The organism is Actinomadura barringtoniae (assembly GCF_017573505.1).
Lineage (GTDB): Bacteria > Actinomycetota > Actinomycetes > Streptosporangiales > Streptosporangiaceae > Spirillospora > Spirillospora barringtoniae.
Genome location: NZ_JAGEOJ010000006.1, coordinates 416,182 through 441,328, shown reverse-complemented (window position 1 = coordinate 441,328; position 25,147 = coordinate 416,182). Strand labels below are relative to the sequence as shown.

The 25,147-nt window shown below is 70.4% G+C and carries 20 protein-coding genes; 9 read left to right on the top strand and 11 right to left on the bottom strand.

The features are described 5' to 3' along the window. The first annotated feature begins 23 nt into the window (after window positions 1-23). A complete protein-coding gene (gene xylB, locus J4573_RS17300) occupies window positions 24-1,427 on the top strand; it encodes a xylulokinase (protein ID WP_208256517.1) in 1,404 nt (467 codons plus the stop codon). Further along, the gene (gene xylA / locus J4573_RS17295; RefSeq protein ID WP_208256516.1) at window positions 1,424-2,581 is read left to right on the top strand and encodes a xylose isomerase; all 1,158 of its coding nucleotides are present in this window, start codon (window positions 1,424-1,426) and stop codon (window positions 2,579-2,581) included. Before xylB ends, xylA begins: the two co-directional genes overlap by 4 nt. Here xylA and J4573_RS17290 read toward each other — a convergent pair. From J4573_RS17290 to J4573_RS17245, 10 genes are all read right to left on the bottom strand, one after another. Continuing rightward, window positions 2,566-3,414: an SMP-30/gluconolactonase/LRE family protein gene (locus J4573_RS17290; RefSeq protein WP_208256514.1), complete on the bottom strand. Its 849-nt coding sequence runs from the start codon at window positions 3,412-3,414 to the stop codon at window positions 2,566-2,568. The two genes, xylA and J4573_RS17290, sit on opposite strands and share 16 nt — an antisense overlap. Next, a complete protein-coding gene (gene mmsB / locus J4573_RS17285) occupies window positions 3,411-4,670 on the bottom strand; it encodes a multiple monosaccharide ABC transporter permease (protein WP_208256512.1) in 1,260 nt (419 codons plus the stop codon). Before mmsB ends, J4573_RS17290 begins: the two co-directional genes overlap by 4 nt. Further along, complete coding sequence (gene mmsA / locus J4573_RS17280; protein WP_208256511.1) at window positions 4,667-6,208, bottom strand: multiple monosaccharide ABC transporter ATP-binding protein; 1,542 nt, start codon at window positions 6,206-6,208, stop codon at window positions 4,667-4,669. The genes mmsB and mmsA overlap by 4 nt, the downstream gene beginning before the upstream one ends. 2 nt (window positions 6,209-6,210) lie before the next feature. Further along, the gene (gene chvE, locus J4573_RS17275; protein ID WP_208256510.1) at window positions 6,211-7,347 is read right to left on the bottom strand and encodes a multiple monosaccharide ABC transporter substrate-binding protein; all 1,137 of its coding nucleotides are present in this window, start codon (window positions 7,345-7,347) and stop codon (window positions 6,211-6,213) included. 11 nt (window positions 7,348-7,358) lie between these two features. Then, a complete protein-coding gene (locus tag J4573_RS17270; RefSeq protein ID WP_208256509.1) occupies window positions 7,359-8,276 on the bottom strand; it encodes a hypothetical protein in 918 nt (305 codons plus the stop codon). Between the two features lie 7 nt (window positions 8,277-8,283). Further along, window positions 8,284-9,291, bottom strand: coding sequence for a zinc-dependent alcohol dehydrogenase (locus J4573_RS17265; RefSeq protein WP_208256508.1), 1,008 nt, complete (start codon window positions 9,289-9,291; stop codon window positions 8,284-8,286). Further along, on the bottom strand, window positions 9,288-10,442 hold the full coding sequence (locus J4573_RS17260) for a mandelate racemase/muconate lactonizing enzyme family protein (RefSeq protein WP_208256507.1): 1,155 nt from the start codon (window positions 10,440-10,442) through the stop codon (window positions 9,288-9,290). Before J4573_RS17260 ends, J4573_RS17265 begins: the two co-directional genes overlap by 4 nt. 107 nt (window positions 10,443-10,549) lie before the next feature. Then, window positions 10,550-11,584: a LacI family DNA-binding transcriptional regulator gene (locus J4573_RS17255; RefSeq protein WP_307796666.1), complete on the bottom strand. Its 1,035-nt coding sequence runs from the start codon at window positions 11,582-11,584 to the stop codon at window positions 10,550-10,552. A gap of 107 nt (window positions 11,585-11,691) precedes the next feature. Further along, window positions 11,692-12,360 carry a hypothetical protein gene (locus J4573_RS17250; RefSeq protein WP_208256506.1) on the bottom strand — a complete coding sequence of 223 codons (669 nt, stop codon included), beginning with the start codon at window positions 12,358-12,360 and terminating at the stop codon, window positions 11,692-11,694. Beyond that, entirely contained in the window at window positions 12,360-12,929 is a 570-nt protein-coding gene (locus J4573_RS17245; protein WP_208256505.1) for a SigE family RNA polymerase sigma factor, read from the bottom strand. Before J4573_RS17245 ends, J4573_RS17250 begins: the two co-directional genes overlap by 1 nt. 154 nt (window positions 12,930-13,083) lie before the next feature. On the opposite strand from J4573_RS17245, the gene J4573_RS17240 reads away from it, so the two are divergent. The 3 genes from J4573_RS17240 to J4573_RS17230 are packed head-to-tail and all read left to right on the top strand — an operon-like array spanning window position 13,084 to window position 16,153. Then, the gene (locus J4573_RS17240) at window positions 13,084-14,373 is read left to right on the top strand and encodes an extracellular solute-binding protein (protein WP_243773111.1); all 1,290 of its coding nucleotides are present in this window, start codon (window positions 13,084-13,086) and stop codon (window positions 14,371-14,373) included. Beyond that, complete coding sequence (locus tag J4573_RS17235; RefSeq protein ID WP_307796665.1) at window positions 14,370-15,257, top strand: carbohydrate ABC transporter permease; 888 nt, start codon at window positions 14,370-14,372, stop codon at window positions 15,255-15,257. Before J4573_RS17240 ends, J4573_RS17235 begins: the two co-directional genes overlap by 4 nt. Continuing rightward, on the top strand, window positions 15,254-16,153 hold the full coding sequence (locus J4573_RS17230) for a carbohydrate ABC transporter permease (protein WP_208256503.1): 900 nt from the start codon (window positions 15,254-15,256) through the stop codon (window positions 16,151-16,153). Before J4573_RS17235 ends, J4573_RS17230 begins: the two co-directional genes overlap by 4 nt. 5 nt (window positions 16,154-16,158) lie before the next feature. Here the strand turns inward: J4573_RS17230 and J4573_RS17225 are convergent, their stop codons facing one another. Then, on the bottom strand, window positions 16,159-17,307 hold the full coding sequence (locus J4573_RS17225) for an RNA-guided endonuclease InsQ/TnpB family protein (protein WP_208256502.1): 1,149 nt from the start codon (window positions 17,305-17,307) through the stop codon (window positions 16,159-16,161). An 82-nt stretch (window positions 17,308-17,389) separates the two neighbouring features. Here J4573_RS17225 and yicI point away from each other — a divergent pair, with 82 nt between their 5' ends. From yicI to J4573_RS17205, 4 genes are all read left to right on the top strand, one after another. Further along, window positions 17,390-19,699: an alpha-xylosidase gene (gene yicI, locus J4573_RS17220; protein ID WP_208256501.1), complete on the top strand. Its 2,310-nt coding sequence runs from the start codon at window positions 17,390-17,392 to the stop codon at window positions 19,697-19,699. Next, window positions 19,699-21,048 (top strand): GH1 family beta-glucosidase, encoded by a 1,350-nt coding sequence (locus J4573_RS17215; RefSeq protein ID WP_208256500.1) that lies wholly within the window; start codon window positions 19,699-19,701, stop codon window positions 21,046-21,048. The genes yicI and J4573_RS17215 overlap by 1 nt, the downstream gene beginning before the upstream one ends. Continuing rightward, a complete protein-coding gene (locus tag J4573_RS17210) occupies window positions 21,032-22,042 on the top strand; it encodes a LacI family DNA-binding transcriptional regulator (protein WP_208256499.1) in 1,011 nt (336 codons plus the stop codon). Before J4573_RS17215 ends, J4573_RS17210 begins: the two co-directional genes overlap by 17 nt. A gap of 90 nt (window positions 22,043-22,132) precedes the next feature. Beyond that, window positions 22,133-25,147, top strand: a complete 3,015-nt coding sequence (locus tag J4573_RS17205; protein ID WP_208256498.1) for a glycoside hydrolase family 3 protein — start codon at window positions 22,133-22,135, stop codon at window positions 25,145-25,147.

The window sequence follows — 25,147 nt, the reverse complement described above, 5'->3', positions numbered from 1 at the left end:
GCCGTCATGCGAGAGGGGCCGGGATGCTCGTCGCCGGGGTCGATTCCTCCACCCAGTCCACCAAGGTCGTGCTGTGCCAGGCTGAGGACGGCGCCGTGGTCGCGCGGGCCTCCGCCGCCCATCCGGACGGGACCGAGATCGACCCGCGGCACTGGTGGTCGGCACTCGGCCCGGCCCGCGAACTGCTCGGACGCGCCGACGCCGTCGCGGTCGCCGCGCAGCAGCACGGCATGGTCGCGCTGGACGAGGCGGGCGAGGTCGTGCGCCGCGCGCTGCTGTGGAACGACGTCCGTTCGGCACCGCAGGCGCGAGCGCTGGTCAAGGAGCTCGGCGGCCCGCAGGAGTGGGCCGCGCGGACCGGGAGCGTGCCCCTCGCCTCGTTCACCGTCACCAAGCTGCGCTGGATGGCCGAGCACGAGCCGGAGAACGCGCGCCGCACCGCCGCCGTGCTGCTCCCGCACGACTGGCTGACCTGGAAACTCGGCGCCGACGCGATGGTCACCGACCGCGGTGACGCCTCGGGCACGGGCTACTGGTCGCCGCGCGAGGGACGCTACCTGCCCGAGATCGCGGCAATGGCGCTCGGTCACGAGCTCGACTTCCCGCGCGTCGCCGCGCCCGCCGAGGCCGTGGGGGAGACCGGCTGGGGCGCGCGGCTCGCGCCCGGGACCGGCGACAACATGGGCGCCGCGCTCGGCCTCGGGCTGCGCGAGGGCGACGTCGTGGTGTCGATCGGGACCTCCGGGACGGCGTTCGCGGTGGCGGGCGAGCCCGCCGCCGACGCGTCCGGGCTGGTGGCCGGGTTCGCCGACGCGACCGGCCGCTTCCTGCCGCTGGTCTGCACGCTGAACGCCGCGCGGGTGCTGGAGTCGGCCGCGCGCATGACCGGCGCGAGCCTGGACGAGCTGTCGGAGCTGGCGCTCGCCGCCGAACCTGGCGCGGGCGGGATCACGCTGCTGCCCTATCTGGACGGCGAGCGCACCCCGGACCGGCCGGACGCCACCGGCGTGCTGACCGGGATCACGACCGCCAACTCGACCCGCGAGAACCTCGCGCGCGCGGCGGTCGAGGGACTGCTGTGCTCGCTCGCCGACGCCGTCGACCACCTCGCGGCCCAGGGCGTGCGGCCGCGGCGGACGCTGCTGGTCGGCGGCGGCGCGCGTTCGGCGGCCGTACGGGCGCTGGCACCGGCGATCCTCGGCACGCCGGTGACCGTCCCCGAACCCGAGGAGTACGTCGCGCTCGGCGCCGCGCGCCAGGCCGCCTGGGTCCTGGCGGGGACGCCGGAGCCGCCCGCGTGGCCCGCCCCGCCCGCGACCGAGCACACCGTGGCCGGCGACGACGCCGCCCCCCGATCCGGTGTCCGGGCCCGCTACGCGGAGCTGCGCGACGCCACCGCAGGCTGGACCGCCAAGGAGGAGACATGAGCGACCTCACCCCGAGGCCCGAGGACCGGTTCTCGTTCGGGATCTGGACCGTGGGCTGGCAGGGCGTGGACGTCTTCGGGCCCGCGACCCGGGCCCCGATGCCCGCCGAACGGGCCGTGCACAAGCTGGCCGAACTCGGCGCGTACGGGGTCAACTTCCACGACAACGACGTGTTCGCGTTCGAGGCGACGGCCGCCGAACGCGACGAACGGATCGGCGCGTTCCGCAAGGCGCTGGAGGAGACCGGGCTGGCGGTCACCACGGCCACCACCAACCTGTTCTCGCACCCGATCTTCAAGGACGGCGCGTTCACCTCCAACGACCGCGACGTGCGGCGCTTCGCGCTGCGCAAGGTGATGGACAACATCGACCTCGCCGCCGAGCTGGGCGCCAAGGTCTACGTCTGCTGGGGCGGGCGGGAGGGCGCCGAGTCGGGCGGGTCCAAGGACATCCGGGTCGCTTTGGATCGTTACAAGGAGGGGTTCGACGTCCTCGGGCAGTACGTCGCCGACCAGGGCTACGACCTGCGGTTCGCGATCGAGCCCAAGCCGAACGAGCCGCGCGGCGACATCCTGCTGCCGACGGTCGGGCACGCGCTGGCGTTCATCGAGACGCTGGAACGGCCCGAGACGGTCGGCGTCAACCCCGAGGTCGGGCACGAGGAGATGGCGGGCCTCAACTACGCGCACGGGCTGGCGCAGGCGCTATGGCAGGGCAAGCTCTTCCACATCGACCTGAACGGGCAGCACGGCCCCCGCTACGACCAGGACCTGCGGTTCGGCGCGGGCAACGCGCGCGGCGCGTTCTGGGTGGTCGACCTGATCGACGGCAGCGACTACGACGGCCCGGTGCACTTCGACTTCAAGCCGCCGCGCACCGAGGACGACGAGGGCGTGTGGGAGTCGGCGGCCGCCTGCATGCGCAACTGGCTGATCCTGCGGGCCAAGGTCCGTGCGTTCCGCGCCGACCCGGAGGTGGCCGAGGCGCTACGCGCAGCGCGCGTGGACGAGCTGGCCGTCCCGACGCTCGGCGAGGGCGAGGACTGGCGAGCCGTCCGCGACTTCACGCCGGACGTCGAGGCGCTGGCGACGCGCGGCGCGGCGTTCGAGCGGCTCGACCAGCTCGCCCTCGAGCACCTCTACGGGGTGCGCTGACCGAAGGCGGCCGACGCGATCCCGAGGCCGGCGTCCTGGAGGACGAACAGGGCGCCGGCCAGCGGGTCGTCGGGCGGCGCTCCCGTCCTGGCGGTCGTGACGTAAAGGTCGCGCAGACCCGGGCCGCCGAACGCGCAGGCGGTGGTCTGCGGCGTCGGAACCTCGATGATCCGGTCGAGGTCACCGGCGGGGGAGTAGCGCAGCACCCGGCCGCCGCTCCACACCGCGACCCAGACGAAGCCGCCCGCGTCCACGGTCAGCCCGTCCGGCAGGCCGGGGACCGCGGTGAACGCGCGGCGCCCGGTCGCGCCGTGCTCGGCGTCGAAGTCGAAGACGTCGATGCGCCGCGTCGGGGTGTCCACGTAGTACATGAGGCGCCCCGGCGGGTCCCAGCCGATGCCGTTGCTGACCGTCACGTCGTCGAGAAGGACCGAGACCGTGCCGTCCGGCCCGACGCGCCGCAGCTCGCCGCCACCGGGCGCCTCGTCGTAGCGCATCGTTCCCGCCCACAGCGCGCCGTCGGGCCCGACCGCCGCGTCGTTGCCGCGCACGCCCTCCAGCGGCGTCCGCGCGAGCCAGCCGAACGAGCCGTCCGCCTCGTACAGTCCGACGCCGTCGCGGAGGTTGACCACCAGCCCGCCGCCCGCGCACGGCTTGGCGGCGCCGACGTGCTGCCCGGTCGGCAGAACGGTGTCGGCGCCGGTCGCCGGGTCGTACCGGTGCACCTCGGAGCCGAGGATGTCGACCCAGATCAGCTCGCCGGTCGCGGTGTCCCAGGTCGGTCCCTCCCCGAGCGCGGCGCGCGCGGGGAGGGCGACCTCGATGCCGGTCATCGCAGCAGCGGGGTGCCGGCGCGCCGCTTGGTCCAGACGTCGAACGCGACGGCGGCGAGCAGGACCAGGCCCTTGACGAGCATCACCCGTTCGCTGGGCGCGCCCATCAGGGACATGCCGTTGTTGATCACACCCATGATGAGGCCGCCGGTGATCGCGCCGACGACCTTGCCGACGCCGCCCTGCACCGCCGCCCCGCCGATGAACGCGGCGGCGATCGCGTCCAGCTCGAAGGTGTTGCCCGCGGTCGGCCCCGCCTGGTTGAGCCGGCCCGCGAAGATGACCCCCGCCAGCGCCGACAGCACGCCCATGTTGACGAACAGCCAGAACACCACCGACTTGGCCTTGACGCCCGACAGCACCGCGGCCTGCAGGTTGCCGCCGACCGCGTAGATGTGCCGGCCGAACACCGCCCGCCGGGTCAGCAGCGAGTAGCCGAGCGCCAGCGCGGCCAGCAGCACCAGCACCCACGGCAGGTTGTGGAACCGCGCGAGCTGCACGGTCACCGCCATGATCAGCGCGCCGGTGAGGACGAACTTGGCGACGAACACCGGCATCGGGTCGACGGTCTGCTGGTAGCCGATCCGCGCCGCCCGCGAACGCCACTGCGCGACGCCCAGCGCGACCACCGACGCGACGCCGGCCAGCAGGCTGAACAGGTCCGCGCCGCCCAGCATGCCGAGCCCGATGTTGCCGAGGTAGCCCTCGGTGAACCCGTTCGACAGCGTGCGGACCTGGTCGGGGAACGGACCGAGCCCCTGGTTGCCCAGGACCGTCATCGTGAGCGCGCGGAACAGCAGCATCCCGGCGAGCGTGACGATGAACGACGGGATGCCGAAGTAGGCGATCCAGTAGCCCTGCCACGCCCCGATCACCCCGCCGGCGATCAGCGTGAGGACCAGCGCCAGCGGCCAGAAGACGTTGTGCTCGACCATCAGCCAGGCCGCGATCGCGCCGCTGACCCCGACCAGCGAGCCGACCGACAGGTCGATGTGCCCGGAGATGATGATCAGGATCATCCCGATCGCCAGGATCAGGATGTAGGAGTTCTGCACGATGATGTTGGAGATGTTCTGCGGCTGCAGCAGGTCGCCGCCCGTCAGCAGCGTGAACAGCACCACGATCAGCGCGAACGCGACGTAGATGCCGCTCTGCCTGATGTTGAACGTCAGCCGGGTGCGCGACCGGCCGTCCCGGGGCGGTGGACCGGCCTCGGCCGTGGCGTCGCCGGCCTTCGCGGGCGCGGTGTGACTCATGCGACCTGCCCCCTTTCCTGTGTCATGAAGTACATGAGGCGCTCCTGGGTGGCCTCGGCGCGGGGCACCTCACCGGTGATCCGCCCGGCGGCCATCGTGTAGATCCGGTCGCACATGCCGAGCAGCTCGGGCAGCTCGGAGGAGATGAGCAGGATCGCCTTGCCCTCGGCCGCGAGCCGCCCGACGATCGAATAGATCTCGTACTTGGCGCCCACGTCGATGCCGCGGGTCGGCTCGTCGAGGATCAGCACGTCCGGATCGGTGAAGATCCATTTGGACAGCACGACCTTCTGCTGGTTGCCGCCGCTCAGCTGCCCGGTGAGGCTCAGCACGCTGGGCGCCTTGATGTTCATGCTCTTCCGGTATTCCTCGGCGACCCGGTACTCCTCGTTGTCGTTCACCCAGCCGCGGCGCGCCAGCTTGCCCAGCCGGGCGGCCGACACGTTGCGCTTGATGTCCTGGATGAGGTTCAGCCCGTAGCGCTTGCGGTCCTCGGTGGCGTACGCGAGGCCGTGCTTGATGGCCTCGCCCACCGAACGCGCCTGGATCGGCTCGCCGTCCTTGAAGAGGCGCCCGGAGATGCCGGTCCCGTACGAGCGGCCGAAGACGCTCATGGCGAGCTCGGTCCGGCCCGCGCCCATGAGGCCCGCGAGGCCGACGATCTCGCCCCGGCGCAGGTTCAGGTTCGCGCCCGACACGACGGCCCGGTCCGGCTGGGCCGTACTGTGCACCGTCCAGTCCTCGATGCGCAGCACCTCCTCGCCGATGTCAGGCTCGCGCGGCGGGAAGCGATGCTCCAGGTCGCGGCCGACCATCCCGGAGATGATCCGGTCCTCGGTCACCTCCCCGGCGGCGGGGTCCAGCGTCTCGATCATCCGGCCGTCGCGCAGGATGCTGACCCGGTCGGCGATCGACAGCACCTCGTTCAGCTTGTGCGAGATGATCACGCAGGTGATGCCGTCGTCGCGCAGCCCGCGCACCAGGTCCAGCAGGTGCGCGGAGTCCTCGTCGTTCAGCGCGGCGGTCGGCTCGTCCAGGATCAGCAGCCGCACCCGCTTGGACAGCGCCTTGGCGATCTCGACGAGCTGCTGCTTGCCGACGCCGAGCTCGGCGATCGGGGTCACCGGGTTCTCCGGCAGCCCGACCCGTTCCAGCAGCCGGCCCGCCTCGTGGTTGGTGCGGTTCCAGTCCACCAGCCCGCGCGGCGCCTGCTCGTTGCCGAGGAAGATGTTCTCGGCGATGGACAGCTGCGGGCAGAGCGCCAGCTCCTGGTGGATGATGACGATCCCGCAGGACTCGCTGTCGCGGATGCCGCCGAACCGGCACGGCTCGCCGGCGAAGAGGATCTCCCCGTCGTACGAGCCGTGCGGGTAGACGCCCGACAGCACCTTCATCAGCGTCGACTTCCCGGCGCCGTTCTCGCCGCAGACCGCGTGGATCTCGCCGCCCGCGACGGTGAGGTCGACGTCCTGCAGCGCCTTCACGCCGGGGAACGACTTGGTGATGTTCTGCATGCGCAGAATCGCGTCGTCGGCCATGGTCAGCCCAGCTGCGCCTGCGTGTAGTAGCCGCTGGCGACCAGTGACGTCTGGATGTTGGACTTCTCGACGATGACCGGCTGCAGCATCTGCGTCGGCACGACCTTGTCGCCGTTGTCGTAGTCCTTGGTGTTGTTCACCTGCGGCTTGCCGCCCTTGAGGACGGTGTCGGCCATCTTGGCGGCCTCGGTGGCCAGCAGCCGGGTGTCCTTGAAGATGGTGGAGTACTGCTCACCGGCCATGATCGACTTGACCGAGGCGACCTCGGCGTCCTGCCCGGTGACGACCGGGTAGGGCTGGCTGCCGGTGCCGTAGCCGTTGCTCTTCAGCGCCGACAGGATGCCGATGGACAGCCCGTCGTAGGGCGACAGCACGCCGTCCACCTTCGCGCCGCTGCGGTAGGTCTTGGTCAGCAGGTCCTCCATCCGCTTCTGCGCGACCTCGGGCTTCCAGCGCAGGATGGCGACGGTCTTGAAGTCGGTCTGGCCGCTCTTGACCTTGATGGTCCCCTTGTCGATGTAGGGCTTCAGGACGGACATGGCGCCGTTGAAGAAGAAGGGCGCGTTGTTGTCGTCCGGCGAGCCCGCGAACAGCTCGACGTTGAACGGGCCCTTGGCGCTGCCGTCCGAGCCGTCGGCGTTCTTCAGCTTCAGGCCGATGAGCAGCGACGTCGCCTGCTGCACGCCGACCTTGAAGTTGTCGAACGTGGCGTAGTAGTCGACGTTCGGGCTGCGCAGGATCAGCCGGTCGTAGGAGATGACCGGGATGTGGGCGTCCCCGGCCTGCTGCAGCTGGCTGGTCAGCGCCTTGCCGTCGATCGAGGCGATGATGAGCGCCTTGGCGCCCTTGGTGATCTGGTTCTCGACCTGGCTGACCTGCGTCGGGATGTCGTCCTCGGCGTACTGCAGGTCCACCTTGTAGCCGAGCTTCTCCAGGGTGGACCGCAGGGCGTTGCCGTCGCGGATCCAGCGTTCGGACGACTTGGTCGGCATGGTCACGCCGATCAGCGCGCCCTTGGCGGCGCCGGGCTTCGGCGCCTTGTCGATGTTCTTCTCCGACGAGCCGCACGCCGACATGGTGAGGGTCAGGGCGAGGGCGGACGCGGCGGACACGACGGTGGTGAAACGCCCGAGTCTCATGACGTTCTCCTTCAGGGGTGGGTGGTGATCGGAGACATCCCGCCGTCCGCCCCGAGCCGGGCGAGGGTGTCCAGAACGAGCCGGCCGCGCCGTACCCGCTCCCGGCCGCTGTCGACGGCGGCGGAGGCGAGGTGGCGGCCGACGGGGTAGATGCCGGGCGCGTTGCGGAGCCCGAACTTGAGATAGATGGGCGCGCCGCAGCGGATCAGCTCCGCGGCGTCGTACATCCGGACGAAGCCGCCGAGGTCGTCGGGGGCCTCGACGTAGAAGTCCATCGGCGTCTCGCTCACCGCGCGGATCTCGGCGAGCTGGGCGATGGTGAGGTCACTGGGCACGTTGATGGAGTCGGCGCCGAGCCGTTCCCAGACGCCGTACGAGGCGGGGTTGACCGGGCCGACCAGCGCGGACACCTTGAACGCGGTCTCGGCGGGCAGGCGGCCCGCCTCGCGCAGGCTGTCCAGGGTCCACAGCACGCCCTCGTCGGCGACCAGCAGGCAGCGCACGCCGAGCTCGACGGCGCGTTCGGCGTCCTCGACGCACTGGGCGAGCTGGTCGCGGCCGCGGGCGCGCGGACCGGACGAGGGGTAGTCGCGGCCGCCCGCTCCGGGTTCCCAGCTGCCGCGCGGGCCGAGGAACAGGCACAGCTCGATGCCGTGCTCGGCGCAGCCCTTGACCATCTCGGAGATCTCGGCGTCGGTGAGCATCCAGACGCCGCTGCCCTGGCTGATGCGGTGGAGCGGGACCTCCAGGCGCTCGCTCTCGGCCAGCACGGCCTCAAGAACCGCCGGTCCCTCGCAGGAGGGCAGCTCGGTGCGCCACAGGCCTCCGTCGGGGAACGCCGCGGACGAGGTCGGCGCCGGGGCCGGACGCTCGGGGAAGCCCAGTTCGCGCAGGGCGTGCTCGCCGGGCCGGCGGGGGGTGCCGTTCATCGTTCTCCTAGTCCAGGTCGGGGCGGAGCAGGACCTTGCCCGCACCGGGCGAGGCGCTGAGGGCCAGGGCCTTCTCGAATTCGGTCAGCGGGAGCTCGTGGGTGATCAGGGCGGCGGGGCGCAGCACGCCGCTGTCGAACGCGCGGACCGCGTACGCCCAGTCGGCGGGGCCCGCGCCGAAGACGGTGTGCAGGGTGAGGGCGCGGGTGACCAGGAGCGAGGTCGGCACGGTGTCGGAGGCGTCGCCGGGGATGCCGGTGAGGACCACACGGCCGCCGCGCCGCGCCAGCGCGACAGCCGTGTGCGCGGTGCGCAGGGCGCCCGCCGTCTCGACCACCACGTCGAAGGCCGCCTCGGTGACCTCGTCGGGGTGCAGGAACGTGGTGGCTCCGGCCGCGATCGCCGTCTCCGCGCGTTCCGGGCGCAGGTCGATCGCGGCGAGTGCGGCGGGGGAGGCGGCGGCGAGCAGTTGCAGGGCCAGGACGCCGAGCGTGCCCGCGCCGACCACCGCCGCCGTGTCCCCGGGGCGCAGCCCCGCGTGGCGGACCGCCGAGGCGACCACCGCGGCCGGTTCCAGGAGCGCGGCGGCCCTCAGGTCGGCGCCGGGGTGCAGCACGTGCAGCAGCCGGGTGGGCAGGACGAGCTGGTCGGCGAACGCGCCGGGCCGGGTGAACCCCGTCTCGTCGTAGCCGTTCAGGCACAGGTTGGGGGAGCCGTTGCGGCACGGCGCGCACGCCATGCAGCCGCGGAAGCCCTCGCCCACCACCTGCGCGCCGAGCAGCGCGGGGTCGGCCTGCTCGCCGAGTGCGGTGACCGTTCCGGACCACTCGTGGCCCGGCGTGATCGGGTAGGCGACGAAGCCCGCCGGGCGGGTGCCGTCGAACAGCTCCCGGTCGCTGCCGCACAGGCCCGCCGCGGTGACCCGGACCAGCGCCTCGCCCGGTCCGGGCGCGGGCGGCTCGGCCTCGTCCAGGTGCGAGCGGCCGGGCCGGTCGACCACCACCGATCGGCTCACCGGCTCTTCCCCCTGCGCAGGTGCCAGTCCTCTTCGAACAGGTCGAAGTCGGCGTCCTGGCGCGGAAACTCGGCCACCGCGTCCAGGTCGAGCTCCACGCCGAGCCCGGCCGCCGTGGGCATGGCGAAGTGGCCGTCGACGACCTCGGGGAGGCCGCGCGCGACGCTCTTGACGGGGGCGTCGGCGAAGTCGTTGAAGTGCTCCAGGATCTTGAAGTTGGGCACACAGACGCCCAGCTGGAGTGTCGCGGCGGTGAGCACGGGGCCGCCGACGTTGTGCGGGGCGACCAGCACGTAGTGCGCCTCGGCGGCGGCCGCGAGCTTGCGGACCTCGCCGATGCCGCCCAGGTGCCCAACGTCGGGCTGGATGATGTCGGCGGCCTGCAGTTCCAGCAGCTCGCGGAACTCGAACCGGTCGTGGATGCGCTCGCCGGTCGCGATGGGCAGGCCGGTGTGCGCGGAGACCTTGGCCAGGGCCTTCAGGTTCTCGGGCGGGCAGGGCTCCTCGAGCCAGCTCGGCGCGTACGGCTCCAGCAGCCCGGCCAGCCGGATCGCGGTGGCGGGGGAGAAGCGGCCGTGCATCTCCACCAGCAGCTCGCGGTCGGGGCCGATGGCGTCGCGTACCGCCTCCACCAGGCCGATCGAGCGCATCGTCTCGTCGTGGTCCAGCTCCAGCCGTCCCGCGCCGAACGGGTCGAGCTTCAGCGCGTGGTAGCCGCGGTCGACGACGCGCTTGGCGGCCTCGTGGAACTCCTCGGGCGTCCGGTCGACGGTGTACCAGCCGTTGGCGTAGGCCTTCACGCGGTCGCGGACCCGGCCGCCCATGAGGCGCCAGACCGGCTGGCCGAGCGCCTTGCCGACGATGTCCCAGCAGGCCATCTCGACGCAGGCGATGCCGGACATGACGATCTCGCCGGCGCGGCCGTAGTCGCCGTACTTCATCCGCTGGACGAGGTCCTCGATGTCGAACGGGTCGGTGCCGCGCACGTGCCGCCGCTCGGCCTCGGCGAGGTAGCCGAGCAGGGCGTCGGTGTGCCCGAGCATCCGGGCCTCGCCGACGCCGGTGAGGCCCTCGTCGGTGTGGACGGTCACGAGCGTGAGGTTCCGCCAGGGGGTCCCCACGACATGGGTGCCGATCTTGGTGATGCGCACGGCGGGCCTCCTCCGATGGGGTCCGGTGGGTGAGTGATAGCTAGCGATTGCTTGTGTTAGCGCTAACATCGAGGCGCGTTCACGGGGCTCCTGGTGGGGTGGGCGGGTCAGCGGGCTCGGGCCGCGGTGCTCTCGCGGACGACCAGTTCGGGCTCGACGGTGCGGCGCGGCCGGTTGGCGGCGGCCAGGGACTCGGGGTCGGCGATGCGGTCCAGCAGCAGGCCGAACGCGTGCCGCCCGACCTCGCCGAACGGCTGCCGGACGCTGGTCAGCGGGGGTGCGAAGTAGGGGGCCTCGGGGACGTCGTCGAAGCCCACCACGCTCACCTCCCCGGGGACGCTCCGGCCGGCCTCGCGCAGCGCGCGCATCAGGCCGAGCGCCATCGGGTCGTTGGCGGCGAACACCGCGGTCACCTCGGGGTCGGCGGCCAGCAGCTTGCCCTGCTCGTAGCCCGAACGGGCGCTCCAGTCGCCGGTCAGCGGCGGCGGCACGGGCCGCCCCGCCGCCTCCAGCGCCGCGCGCCAGCCCTCGACGCGTTCGCTCGCGTCGATCCAGTCCGACGGCCCGGCGATGTGGTGCACGGTCTCGTGGCCGAGGCTGAGCAGGTGGCGGGTGACCCGTTCGCCGCCGGCGCGGTTGTCCACGGCGGCCACCGGGACGGGCAGGTCGTCGCCGACGCCGACCACCGCGACCGGGAAGGCGGGCGGCAGCCCGCGCAGCCCGTCGGCGGCCGACCGGTGCGGCGCGATGATGATGACGCCGTCCACGGCCTGGGCGCGCAGCCGTTCCACGCCGTCCTCGATCGCGGACCTGGTCAGACCGCCCAGGCTCACGATGCTGACGGTGTAGCCCTCGTCGCGCGCCGCCTGCTCGATGCCGTAGAGCGTGGAGGCGGGGCCGTACAGCGTGGTGTCGAAGCTGACCACGCCGAGCACCCCGGACCGGCCGGTGACCAGCATCCGCGCCGCCGAGTTGGGGCGGTAGTCCAGTTCGCGCACCGCCGCCAGCACCCGGGTGCGCGTCGCGGCCGCCACCTTCTCCGGGGTGTTCAGCACGCGCGACACGGTCATCGCCGAGACGCCCGCGAGCGTCGCGACGTCGTCCATGGTCGCCGCGCGGGACGGAGGTGTGGCCGCGGTCACGTGACCCCCTTCACATCTGGATGCTGATCCGAATGTTTGCGCTAACTCTTCACGGTGTCAATGCCTCAGATCGGACATGTGGTAGCGCGAACATTTCGAGAGGACGATCAGAAGTGACCTCCCGCGGACAGGTCGCCGTCCGAGCGGACCGAGTAGGCGTCCTGGCGCGGATCGTGGCCCGCACCCCGGTTGTACTGGGCGGCCAGGGTGTACGAGCCCGGCCGGATCGTCCTCCCGGGCAGCAGCGTCCAGCGGTAGATGACCTCGCTCGCGGTCGTGTCGGTGGAGATGCGGAAATCGCTCGCGGGCAACGACAGCCACGAGGCGGTGGCGGCCACGTTCGCGGTGCGAGCGACGCGGATCGTCACGGCGAGGCCGGTGAGCTTGTGCTTCACCTTCAGGACCAGGGTGTTCTGTGCCCAGTAGGCGTTGCTGTTCGGGTCGACGGACGCCGTGACCGCCCAGGAGCGATTCACCGGAGCGCGTGGCGGTGCGCTTGCCGGCGAGGACGGGGTCGACGTCGAGGTCGATGCCGGAGCGGCCGGTGGCGCCTCGTTCCGTCCGGTCAGCTGCCAGGCCACCCCGCTCGCCAGGACCATCACCGCCACCGTTGCGAGCGCGGCCATCGCCATGCGCGGCCAGGCTCGCGTCCGGCTCTGCGGCGCGGGGACGGTCTCCGCCATGCCCGCCTCGATGCGGGCCCAGATGCGGTCCCGGTCGGGACGACCTTCGCCTGCCACAGAACGCAGCTGTTCGCGGATCTCATGACGTTCCATCAGTTCCGCACCTCCGGCATCAGGACGGACCCGCCGAGTAGCTGTTCGAGCTGCGCCATGCCCTTGGAGGTCTGGCTCTTCACCGTGCCGACCGACACCCCGAGCACCTCGGCCGTCTCCTGCTCGGACAGGTCGAAGGCGAAGCGGAGCACGACGCAGGCGCGCTTGCGCGTCGGCAGGCATCGCAGGGCGGCCCGTACGTCGACCACGGCGGGCACGTCGGGACCGTCGGTGTGGGGCTCGAACGTCGTCGCCAGGATCGCGAGCTTGCCGCGTTCGCGCACCAGCGTGCGGATCCGGCTGCTGCACAGGTTCATCAGCACGCGCCGCACGTAGGCCAGCGGCTGGTCGGCGGCACGGACGCGGTCCCACTGGCGCCAGGCGGCGACGAGGGCGTCGGCGGTCAGGTCGTCGGCGGCGTCGGGATCCCCGAGCATCAGGTACGCCAGCCGCGCCAGCTCGCGGTGATGCCGTTCGAAGAACCGGCGGAACTCGGCCCGGTCAGACGGGGTGGACGGGTCGGCGTTGGCGTCGGCGTCGGCCGCGTCGGAGTGTGGCCCGGTCGGCATTGGGAGCGCTCCCAAGAAGTACGCCCAGGTAAGCGGGCTGATCGCGTTTTGGGGTGGACGACCCTATTGTGTCCCATCTCACCCGGGGCTTACGATCCCGGCAATCGAAGCGCTTCGACTGCCCGCTTCGACCCCACCCCGGGAGGAAACCATGATGAGAGCGCGCAGAAGCGGGGTCGGGCTCGCCGTGCTCGCCGCGGCGTCTCTGGCGCTCGCCGCCTGCGGCGGTGGCGACGACGGCGGCTCGTCGGGAGCCAAGGAGCTGCGGCTCTGGCACTACGAAGGCCCTGACAGCGCCATGGCCGTCGCCTGGAACCAGGCGATCAAGGAGTTCGAGTCCACCCATCCCGGCGTGAAGGTGAAGTTCGAGGAGAAGGGCTTCGAGCAGATCCAGAAGACCGCGCCGATGGTCCTCAACTCCAAGGACGCGCCCGACGTCATGGAGTACAACAAGGGCAACGCCACCACCGGCCTGCTGTCCAAGCAGGGCCTGCTCACCGACCTGTCCTCCGAGGTGACCAAGCGCGGCTGGGACAAGCTCATCAGCCCCAACGTGCAGGTCACCGCCAAGTACGACGCCAAGGGCATCATGGGCGGCGACAAATGGTTCGGCGTCCCCAACTACGCCGAATACCTGCAGGTCTACTACAACAAGGACCTGTTCAAAAAGAACGGTGTCAAGGTCCCCACGAACTTCGCCGAACTGACCGCCGCGATGGACGCGTTCGTGAAGAAGGGCGTCACGCCGCTGACCAACGCGGGCGCCGAATACATGGCGCACCAGTTCCTCTACCAGCTCGCCCTCGACAAGGCCGACGCCACCTGGGTGAACGCCTTCCAGCGCTACACCGCCAAGGCCAACTTCAACGACCCGGCCTGGATGTACGGCGCGAGCACCTTCTCCGACTGGGTGAAGAAGGGCTACATCGCCAAGAACTCGGTGAGTCTCAAGGCCGAGGACGCGGGCGTGGCGTTCATCAGCGGCAAATTCCCGATGATGTTCTCGGGCAGCTGGTGGTTCGGCCGCGTCGCCAAGAACGCCAAGTTCGACTGGGAGACCTCGGTGTGGCCCGGCGCAAAGCTGACCCCCGGTTCGGGCGGCAACCACTGGGTGGTCCCCAAGGGCTCCAAGCACAAGGACCTCGCCTACGACTTCATCGACATCACCATGAAGAAGGGCGTGCAGAACACCCTCGGCAACGCCGGCGGCATTCCGGTCGCGGCGGATCCGGCGGCCATCACCGACGCCAAGGCCAAGAAGCTCATCGCCGACTTCAACGGCCTCACGCAGGGCAACGCCCTGGCCTACTACCCCGACTGGCCGGTGCCGGGCTTCTATGACACGTGGGTGTCGGAGACCCAGAAGCTCATGAACGGCAACGGCTCCCCGGACAAGGTCATGGGCGACGTCCAGAAGGCCTACGACGGTGGTCTGCCCAAGTGAAGCGGCTTCCCTACCTGCCCTATCTGCTCCCGGGGCTGGTGCTGTTCATCGGGGTCATCGGCGTCCCGTTCGTGATGAACATCGGCACCAGCCTCACGGAGTGGTCGGGTACGGGCAGCCCCACCTGGGTCGGCCTGGACAACTACCGGGAGCTGGCCAAGGACGGCGAGTTCTGGGCCTCGTTCCGGCACAACGGCCTGGTGATCGTCGGGATGGCGATCGTGCCGACCGTGATCGGGCTGGTGCTGGCGGCGCTGCTCACCGACCTGATCGACCGGCACTTCGGCTCGCGCACCGCCAGCACGTTGCGCGCCTGCATCTACATGCCCCAAGTACTGCCGATCGTCATCGCCGGAGTCGTCTGGAGCTGGCTGCTCGCCCCTGAGAACGGCGCGGTCAACAAACTGCTCACCGCACTCGGACTCGGCTCACTCGCCCACGACTGGCTGGGCGACCCGAGCACGGCGCTCTGGAGCGTCCTCGGCGTCATGGTCTGGATCCAGATCGGCTTCCCTCTCGTGGTCTTCATGTCGGGCCTGCAACGCGTGGACCCGTCCCTCTACGAGGCGGCCGAGATCGACGGCGCCTCGTGGGCGCGGCGCTTCTGGCACGTCACCGTGCCGCAGATCCGGCCGGAGATCTTCGTCGTCCTGCTGTGGACCACGATCGCCGCGCTCAAGGCGTTCGCCCCCATCTACGTGCTCACCAAGGGCGGCCCAGGCGGCGCGACCAACGTCCCGTCGTACTACTCGTACCAGAACTTCTTCGAGAAGACCGACGTCGGCTACGGCTCGGCGATCGCGACCGTGCTGACGCTCATCATCGTCGCGCTGACCGTCGTGTTCCTCCGCGTTCAGGGCAGCGACCTGGGTGAGGAACGATGACCGTGACCCTCACCAAGTCCACGTCCGCAGCCAAGCCGGCCTCCCGAACGGGCAAGGCGCCCAAACGACACCGCCGCCGCGGCCCCTCCGCCTACGTCGTCCTCGTAGCGCTGATCGCACTCGCCGGCGTCATGCTGATCCCGTTCGGCGTCGTGCTGCTCAACGCGTTCAAGACCCCGCAGGAGTACACCGACCACGGCCCGCTGTCGGCGCCCGGAGGCCTTCACCTGGAGGGCATCCAGGACTTCTGGGACCGGGTGAACTTCGGCCGGGTCCTGTTCAACAGCGCCCTCATCAGCGGCTCGGTCGCGGTGCTGGCCGTGCTGCTGTCGATCCTGAACGCCTACGCCCTGGGCATCGGCCGCATCAAGGGCCGCATGTGGGTGCTGGCGGTGCTGCTTTTGGCCAACACGCTGCCGCAGGAGTCCCTGGTCTACCCGCTGTACTTCATGGCCAAGAAGGTCGGCCTGTACGACACCAGGCTCAGCGTGATCATCGTCTACACCGTCATCCAGAGCGCGTTCGGCACCTACCTGCTGTCGTCGGTGCTCAGCACGTTCCCCCGCCCCCTCCTCGAAGCGGCACGGATCGACGGCGCGAACCGCTGGCAGGTCCTGTGGCGGGTCGTCGTCCCGGTGGTGCGGCCGACGCTGTCGATCCTGCTGGTCTTCTTCTTCATCTGGACCTGGAACGAGTTCCTCATCCCGCTGGTCTTCCTGATCTCCCAGGACAACCAGACGGTCTCGGTGGCACTCGGCGTCCTGCAGGGCCAGCGCATGATGGACGCCACCATGTCCAGCGCCGCCGCGCTGCTCGGGCTCGTGCCAACCGTCCTGTTCTTCCTCGTCTTCCAGCGCACGCTGTCCCGCGGCCTCACGGCAGGAGCAATCAAGTAAGCCATCTACCCGGCTTCAAAAACCGGGCTTGCAGCTCGTGACAGTCCCTGACGAGAGGACGGTGACACGGCCAGATGGGGCGCGTTGGCAAGCACCCACGCCGTTCGTGCACGTCTAGCGACGTTCACGGCGGCGATGTGATCGGCCGGGCCGGCGAGCCCGCACACGACACAGCAGAAGTGGTCTCTGGTCCGCCGGTTGCGGCGGGAGACATGCCCGCACCGCGGGCAGCGTTGGGAGGTGTAGTGCGCGTCCACCGTCAGGAACGGGACCCCGGCTCGCTCGGCCTTGTAGGCGATGTGGCGTTCGAGTTGGTGGAACGGCCAGGAGGAGTGGGTGGCCCGCTGGTGCCGTGGAACCCTTGTCCGGTCGCGGATGCCTTGGAGGTCTTCCAGGGCGATTCCGCGTCCGGTGCGTTCGGCATCGGCCACCACGCTCTTGGCGATGGTGTGGTTGATGTGGGTGGCGTGCCGGGCTTCCCGGCCGGCCCGCCTTTTCAGCTTGCGTTTGGCGGACTTGGTGCCCTTGGCCTGCAACTCCGCCCGAACCCGCGCCATTCGGAGCCGATAGCGCTCCAGCCCCCGGCCCTGATGATTCACCCCGTCGGAGGTGGTGGCCAGGTTGGCGATGCCCCGATCCACCCCGACCCAATCCCGCGGCTCATACCTTTGGGGAATAGGGATGTCGGCCAGGCTCTTCAGCTGGCCCGGGTGCCCTGTGTAGGCCAGGTTCCTCATCCGGCCGTGGACCGTCCAGATCGACACCGTCCGCGCGTCGTACTGCCACGACAGGTTTCGGTCGTCGAACGGGTGCGCACCATCCGGCCGGAACACGATCGGTTCGGACTCGGCCAGCACCCGGCCACGGGAGCCTTCGACCCCGAGCCGCCCAGCTTTGATCAGACCACGCAGGGTGGCGTAGGCGTCCACGACCCGTTGGATCACCCGGACGGCGCCCTGCGAGCCCAGGCCTCGGTCTCGCAGGTCTCGGTACACCACACGGTGCAACGGCACCTGCCGCGCTTTCACGGCGAACCGGTCGTACGCCACGGCCGAGTCGTAGTTCGCCGCCCGGTTGACCGCATCAAGGGTCGCTGTGAGAGCCACCGCCTGTTCGGCGGTCGGCAACAGCTTCACCTGGACAACGACCTTCACGGTCGTGACCGTACCGCTACCCACCGACACAACTGCTCGCCGTCACTGCAAGGTGACGGACAGAGTCTCCACCGAGGTGCAGATGAAGTTCAGTGACGGCTATTGGTTGATGCGCGAGGGCGTGCGCGCCGCCTATCCGGTGGAGGCCCTCGACTGCACGGCCGGAGCGGGCTCCCTCGTGGTGCACGCGCCGGCCGAGCGGATCCGGCACCGCGGTGACCTGCTCAAGGGGCCGGTGGTCACGCTGGAGTACGCCTCGCCCATGGCGGACGTCATCGGGGTGACCATCACGCACTTCGCGGGGCAGCGGCACCGCGGTCCCGACTTCGAGGTGGCGGCGGATCCCGCGACCGACGTGACCGTGGACGTGGGTGAGGACGCGGCGACGCTCACTTCGGGCGCGCTGTCGGTACGGGTGCGGCGGGGCGAGGGGTGGGGCGTCGACTTCTTCGCCGAGGGGCGCCGGCTGACGGGTGGGGGCGCGAAGGCGACGGCGATCATCGAGACGGATGACGGCGGGCACTATGTGCGCGAGCAGCTCGATCTGGGCGTGGACCATTGCGTCTACGGGCTGGGGGAACGGTTCGGGCCGCTTGTCAAGAACGGCCAGGCCGTGGACATCTGGAACGCCGACGGCGGCACGAACAGTGACCAGGCTTATAAGAATGTTCCTTTCTTTCTGACCAACGGGGGCTATGGGGTCTTCGTCGACCATCCGGGGCGGGTCTCGTTCGAGGTGGCGTCGGAGGTGGTGACGCGGACGCAGTTCAGTGTGGAGGGGCAGTCGCTGCGTTATTTCCTTATCTATGGGCCGACGCCTAAGGAGATCTTGCGCAAGTACACGGCGCTGACCGGGCGGCCTGCGCGGCTGCCGGACTGGTCGTACGGGCTGTGGCTGTCTACCTCGTTCACCACGTCTTATGACGAGGAGACGGTCGGGTCGTTCATCGATGGGATGGCCGAGCGGGACCTGCCGCTGAGCGTCTTTCATTTCGACTGCTTCTGGATGCGCGAGTTCAACTGGTGTGACTTCGAGTGGGATCCGCGGGTCTTTCCTGATCCGCCGGGGATGCTGCGCAGGCTCAAGGAGCGCGGGCTGAAGATCTGCCTGTGGATCAACCCGTACATCGCGCAGCGGTCACCTCTTTTTGGTGAGGGCAAGGCGCGGGGTTACCTGCTCACGCGGCCGAACGGGGACGTGTGGCAGTGGGACAAGTGGCAGCCGGGTCTTGCTGTCGTCGACTTCACCAATCCCGAGGCGCGGGAGTGGTACGCGGGCAAGCTTGATGCTCTGCTTGATATGGGTGTTGATTGCTTCAAGACCGATTTCGGGGAGCGCATCCCTACTGATGTCGTCTACTTCGACGGCTCGGATCCGGAGCGGGCGCACAACTACTACACGTATCTGTTCAACCGGACGGTGTTCGAGCTGCTCACCAAGCGGCGGGGTGAGGCGGAGGCGGTGGTCTTCGCTCGGTCGGCGACGGTGGGCAGCCAGCGCTTTCCGGTGCACTGGGGCGGCGACTGCGAGTCGACGTTCGAGGCGATGGGCGAGAGCCTGCGCGGCGGACTGTCGCTCGGGCTGTCGGGCTTCGGCTACTGGAGTCACGACATCGGCGGCTTCGAGGGCACGCCCGATCCGGCGCTGTTCAAGCGGTGGATCGCGTTCGGGCTGCTGTCCTCGCACAGCCGCCTGCACGGCAGCCACTCCTACCGGGTGCCGTGGCTCTTCGACGAGGAGTCGGTAGACGTGCTGCGCAGCTTCACTCGGCTGAAGATGCGGCTCATGCCCTACCTGGCGGGGGCCGCGCGGCAGGCGCACGAGGACGGCCTGCCGATGATGCGCGCGATGGTCCTGGAATTCCCTGAAGACCCGGCCTGCACGCATCTGGAACGCCAGTACATGCTGGGCGACGATCTTCTCGTGGCTCCCGTCTTCTCGGCCGGCGAAGAGGTCTCGTACTACGTGCCCGAGGGCGTGTGGACGCACTACCTCACGGGCGAGCGGGTCCAGGGCGGCCGGTGGGTGCGGGAGCGGCACGGTTTCGACAGCGTGCCCCTGCTCGTACGGCCCGGCGCGGTCATCCCGGAGGGCGCGGTCGCGGACCGGCCCGACTACGACCACGCGCGCGGCGTGACACTGCGGCTGTACGAGCCGGCCGACGGTGCCCGCGTCACGACCGAGATCGGCGACGCGTCGTTCGTCACCTCCCGGGAGGGGGCGGCGATCCGTGTCGCAGCGAACCGGGACGACGGCGATTGGAACGTTCTGCTGGTCGGTGCCCGGCCGGTCGCCGAGGTGACGGGCGGCCGCACCGAACGGCACGAGCAGGGAACCCTGATCCGGGCCGGCGAGTCGGAGGTTCTGATCACTTTGGGGGAGGAACATTGATGGGTTTTCTCTGGGGAACGGCCACGGCCGCGTACCAGATCGAGGGTGCCGCCAGTGAGGACGGCCGGGCGCCGTCGATCTGGGACACGTTCAGCCACACGCCCGGCAAGACGCTGAACGGCGACACCGGCGACGTGGCGTGCGACCACTACCACCGGTGGCGCGAGGACGTCGCCGCCATGGCCGAGCTGGGCATCGACGCCTACCGGTTCTCGATCTCCTGGTCGCGCGTCCTGCCGGGCGGCGAGCTCAACCGCAAGGGCGTCGACTTCTACTCGCGCCTCGTCGACGAGCTGCTGGAGAGCGGGATCGCGCCGGTCGCCACGCTCTACCACTGGGACCTGCCGCAGGCGCTGGAGGACGCGGGCGGCTGGCCGGAGCGCGACATCGCGTTCCGGTTCGCCGACTACGCCGCCGCGATCGGCGCGGAGCTCGGCGACCGCGTGCACACCTGGACCACGCTGAACGAGCCGTGGTGCGCGGCGTTCCTCGGCTACGGCTCCGGCGTGCACGCGCCGGGCCGCACCGACCGCGCCGACTCGCTGGCCGCCGCCCACCATCTGAACCTCGGGCACGGCCTGGCGGTGCGCGCGCTGCGCGAGGTCGTGGCGCCGTCCGCGCAGATGTCGGTCACGCTCAACCTGCACCACCTGCGCGGTGAGCCCGAGGCCGTACGGCGCGTGGACGCGGTCGCCAACCGGATCTTCCTCGGGCCGATGCTCGGCGGCGGCTACCCCGCGGACCTGTTCGCCGACACCGCCGCCATCACCGGCTGGTCGTTCGTCCGGGAGGGCGACGAGGACCTCATCGCCGCGCCGATCGACTTCCTCGGGGTGAACTACTACCAGCCGAGCCTGGTGGTGCCGGGCGACGGAACGCCGGGCGCGGACGGGCACGCGGCGGGCGAGGGCTCGTCGTTCCCCGGCTGCGAGGACATCGCGTTCCTTCCGCAGGAGGGCGAGCACACGGCGATGGGCTGGGTCGTCGACGCGTCCGGGCTCGAGGAACTGCTGCTGCGGCTCCACCGGGAGTACCCCGGGACGCCGCTGATGGTGACCGAGAACGGCGCCGCGTTCGATGACGAGCTGGTGGGCGGCCGGGTCGCCGACGAACGCCGGATCGCCTACCTGCAAGAGCACACCGCCGCCGCGGCGCGCGCCGCGGCGGCGGGCGCGGACCTGCGCGGCTACTTCGTCTGGTCGCTCCTGGACAACTTCGAATGGTCGTACGGTTACTCCAGGCGGTTCGGGGTGATCCATGTCGACTATGCGACGGGGCGGCGGACGTGGAAGGACAGCGCCGCCTGGTACCGGGACTTCTTGAGGACGGTTCGTGGTCAAGATCAGTGACGTGGCGCGCCACGCCGGGGTGTCTCCGAGCACGGTCTCCTATGTGCTGAGCGGCAAGCGCTCGATCTCCGAGGAGACCCGCCGCCGGGTGCAGGACAGCATCAGCGAGCTCGGCTACCGGCCGCACGCCGGCGCCCGCGCGCTGGCGAGCAGCCGGTCCAACGTCCTCGCGCTGGTCGTGCCGCTGCGCACGGGCATCCACGTGCCGGTCGTCATGCAGTTCGCGGTGTCGGTCGTCACGACCGCGCGCCGGCACGACCACGACGTGCTGCTGCTCACCCAGGAGGAGGGCGACGAGGGGCTGCGGCGGGTGGCCGACAGTGCCCTGGTGGACGCGCTGATCGTGATGGACGTTCAGCTGCGCGACGAGCGGCTGCCGATGCTGCGTACGCTGGACCGGCCGTCGGTTCTGATCGGGTTCCCGGCCGAGACCGAGGGCTTGACCTGTATCGACCTTGACTTCCGTGCGGCGGGCGAGGCGTGCCTGGGGCACCTGGCCGGGCTCGGGCATCGCGTGGTGGGGCTGATCGGCTCACCGCCCGAGGTGTACGAGCGCGGGACCGGGTTCGCCGAGCGTACGACCGAGGGCTTCCTGGCCGCGGCGGGTGAGCACGGGGTGGACGCGTCCGTGCATCCGTGCGAGGCGACCGCTGATGCTGCCCGCGCGTTGGTGGAACGGCTGCTGGACGAGCATCCGGACCTCACTGGCGTGGTCGTCCACAACGAGCCCGTTCTGGATGCGGTCGTGAAGGCGTTCCAGGCGGCCGGTCGGCGGGTTCCCGAGGACCTGTCGGTGGTCGCCATCTGCCCGGACGAACTGGCCGAGCATGCCGAGCTTCCGCTGACGTCGGTCGCGATACCAGCCGAAGAGGTCGGCCGCGGTGCCGTTGAACTGCTCATGGACAAGCTCGATGGCAAGGACGTTCCCGCCGCCACGCTGCTGCCGCCCCGGCTGACCGCACGCGCGAGCACCGCGCCCGCCGCGGCCGGCTGATCCCTGCGAAGAGAGAGGAGGCAGGGCCTCCCAGGGGCTGAATCGAAGCGCTTCGACTCATCGGGGATACGACCAGAGGAGAGAATCGTTGTGGCTCGCACTCGCTCACCCGGCCGGTTCCGCCGGCCGCTGATTCCCGTCCTGTCCCTCGCACTCGCCGCCTCGCTCGGCGTGGCCGTCCCGGTCACCGCGGCCGCCGCCCGTGCGACCTACCCGTTCCAGAATCCGGGCCTGTCGGTCGACGCGCGCGTCAGCGACCTGCTCGGACGGCTGACGCTCGACGAGAAGATCTCGCTGCTGCACCAGTACCAGCCCGCCGTCCCGCGGCTCGGGCTCAAGGCGTTCAAGACCGGGACCGAGGCCGTGCACGGCGTCGCCTGGACCAGCTACGGCGACCAGCAGATCATCGCGGACAAGGGCACGGTCTTCCCGCAGGGTGTCGGGCTCGCCAGCACCTGGGACCCCGACCTGATCCGGCAGGTCGGGCACGTCACCGGCACCGAGGCGCGCGGCTACCACTCCACCAACGACGAGCGCATGGTCTGGGGCCTCAACCTCTGGGCCCCGGTCACCAACCTCCTCCGCGACCCGCGCTGGGGACGCAACGAGGAGGGCTATTCGGAGGACACCACCCTCACCGCCGCCATCGCCAGTGCGTACGGCAAGGGCATGCAGGGCGACAACGCCAAGTACCTGCTGACCGCGCCGACCCTCAAGCACTACCTGGCCAACAACAACGAGACCAACCGTTCGACCACCGACGTGCAACTGCCGCAGCGGGTGCTGAACGAGTACGACCGCCAGGCGTTCAAGCCGATCATCGCCGCCGGCGGCGCGACCGGCGTCATGTCGGCCTACAACATGGTCAACGGGCGGCCGAACGGAGTGAACCCCGACCTCGCCGGGGTCGTCCGGTCGTGGACCAAGAAGGACCTGTTCAACGTGACCGACGCCGGGCTGGCCGACAGCCTCTCCGGCTCCGGCACCGACCCGCGCTGGAACACCAACTACTACCCCGACTTCACCCAGGGCGACGCGGCGATCCTCAAGGCGGGCAACGACAGCTTCACCGCCGACAACCTCAACGCCTCCATCACGGTCAACGCCATCAAGGACGCGCTGGCCAAGGGGCTGATCAAGGCCGCCGACATCGACACCGCCGTGGGGCACGCGCTGTCGCTGCGGGTCCGGCTCGGCGAGTTCGACCCGGACGGCGGCCCGTACGGGAAGATCGACGCCTCGGTGCTCAACACCGACGCGAACAAGCGGCTCAACCGGCGCACCGCCGCCGAGGCGATGGTGCTGCTCAAGAACGACCGGCGGGCGCTGCCGCTCGCCAAAGCCTCAGCGAAGAAGGTCGCGGTCGTCGGGCCGCTCGCCGACGTCGTCTACACCGACTGGTACTCCGGCAAGTCGCCGTACAAGGTCACGCCCGTCGACGGCATCCGCGCCAAGCTCGGGGCGGGCGCGAGCGTCACCGCCGAACGCGGCGACGACCGGATCGCGCTCAAGGACGTCAAGACCGGCAAGTACGTCACGGGCGGGAGCGGCGACGCGGGCGCCGCACTGTCGGTGAGCGACACCGCGCCCGCCGCCGCCTCGCAGTTCGACGTCACCGACTGGGGCGACGGCATCGTCACGTTGCGGAACGCCGCGAACGGCAAGTACGTCGGCTGGAACTGGTCGAACTTCGTCAACGACCAGGCGGAGCCGAGCGGCTGGTTCGTTCAGCAGCAGTTCGCGCTGGAGAAGCAGCCCGACGGCAACGTCAAGCTGCGGTACGCGGGCTACGAGACCCACGAGACCTGGTTCAGCTCGGGCAATTACGTACGCGTCGGCGACGACGGCAAGCTCACCCTCGGCAGGAAGGAAGACGCCTCCGTCTTCGCCCAGGACACCCTGGTCGACGGAGCGGCGGCCGTCGCCAAGGCGGTGAAGGGCGCCGACCAGGTCGTGGTCATGGCGGGCAGCAACCCCTCGGTGAACGGACGCGAAGCCTACGACCGGCCGTCCACCGACCTGCCCGCCGGGCAGCGCGCGATCGTCCGGGCCGCGCTCAAGAACAACCCGAAGACGACCCTGGTCCTGGAGAACAGCTACCCGACCGCGATCACCTGGGAGCAGGAGCACGTCCCGGCGATCCTGTGGACCTCGCACGCGGGCGCCGAGACCGGCAACGCCCTCGCCGACGTGCTGTTCGGCGACGTGAACCCGTCCGGCCACCTGACCCAGACCTGGTACCGGTCCGACTCCGAACTGCCGAGCATCTTCGACTACGACATCATCAAGTCGAACCGCACCTACCTCTACTACCAGGGCAAGCCGCTCTACCCGTTCGGGCACGGCCTGTCGTACACGAGCTTCCGCTACGGCGTGCCGAAGGTCTCCAGCGCGGGCGGAACGATCACCGCGAGCGTCGCGGTCACCAACACAGGCAAGAGCGCGGGCTCGGACGTCGTCCAGCTCTACACCCACCAGCGCACCTCCCGGGACAAGCAGCCGCTGAAGCAGTTGCGCGCCTTCGAGAAGGTCAGCCTGGGCGCCGGTCAGACCCGAACGGTGCGGCTCACGTTCAAGACCGCCGACCTGGCGCACTGGGACGTCACACGCGGCAAGTCCGTCGTCGAGTCGTCCACGTACGACCTGCTCGTCGGCGCCTCGTCCGCTGACATCCGCCAGCGGACGTCGGTACCGGTACGCGGCGAGACGATCCCCGCCCGCGACCTGACGGCGACCACCCGCGCGGAAAGCTTCGACGACTACTCCGGTGTGAAGCTGGTCGACGAGTCGAAGGTGAGCGGCACGGCGGTCGGCGGCGCTGCCGGTGCCTGGGTGAAGTACGCGGGCGCGCAGCTCGGCTCCGGCCTCACGGGAGTCAAGGCCCGAGTGGCCAGGGCGGGCGGCGGCGACACCACGATCCAGGTCCGCCTCGGCGGCCCGACCGGACGGCTGGTCGGCACGGTGACCGTTCCGTCCACCGGCGACAAGTACGCCTACCAGGACGTCACCGCAGCACTCTCCGGCGCCACCGGGCGGCAGGACGTCTACCTCGTGTTCGGCGGCGACGCGCGGCTGGCCTCGTTCTCCTTCACTAGCGGGCGGTGA

Bases quoted from the DNA above. Each gene is read 5' to 3' on its own strand.
- xylB (WP_208256517.1), top strand. From the start codon at position 24: ATGCTCGTCGCCGGGGTCGATTCCTCCACCCAGTCCACCAAGGTCGTG.
- xylA (WP_208256516.1), top strand. From the start codon at position 1,424: ATGAGCGACCTCACCCCGAGGCCCGAGGACCGGTTCTCGTTCGGGATC.
- J4573_RS17290 (WP_208256514.1), bottom strand. From the start codon at position 3,414: ATGACCGGCATCGAGGTCGCCCTCCCCGCGCGCGCCGCGCTCGGGGAG.
- mmsB (WP_208256512.1), bottom strand. From the start codon at position 4,670: ATGAGTCACACCGCGCCCGCGAAGGCCGGCGACGCCACGGCCGAGGCC.
- mmsA (WP_208256511.1), bottom strand. From the start codon at position 6,208: ATGGCCGACGACGCGATTCTGCGCATGCAGAACATCACCAAGTCGTTC.
- chvE (WP_208256510.1), bottom strand. From the start codon at position 7,347: ATGAGACTCGGGCGTTTCACCACCGTCGTGTCCGCCGCGTCCGCCCTC.
- J4573_RS17270 (WP_208256509.1), bottom strand. From the start codon at position 8,276: ATGAACGGCACCCCCCGCCGGCCCGGCGAGCACGCCCTGCGCGAACTG.
- J4573_RS17250 (WP_208256506.1), bottom strand. From the start codon at position 12,360: ATGGAACGTCATGAGATCCGCGAACAGCTGCGTTCTGTGGCAGGCGAA.
- J4573_RS17245 (WP_208256505.1), bottom strand. From the start codon at position 12,929: ATGCCGACCGGGCCACACTCCGACGCGGCCGACGCCGACGCCAACGCC.
- J4573_RS17240 (WP_243773111.1), top strand. From the start codon at position 13,084: ATGAGAGCGCGCAGAAGCGGGGTCGGGCTCGCCGTGCTCGCCGCGGCG.
- J4573_RS17230 (WP_208256503.1), top strand. From the start codon at position 15,254: ATGACCGTGACCCTCACCAAGTCCACGTCCGCAGCCAAGCCGGCCTCC.
- yicI (WP_208256501.1), top strand. From the start codon at position 17,390: ATGAAGTTCAGTGACGGCTATTGGTTGATGCGCGAGGGCGTGCGCGCC.
- J4573_RS17215 (WP_208256500.1), top strand. From the start codon at position 19,699: ATGGGTTTTCTCTGGGGAACGGCCACGGCCGCGTACCAGATCGAGGGT.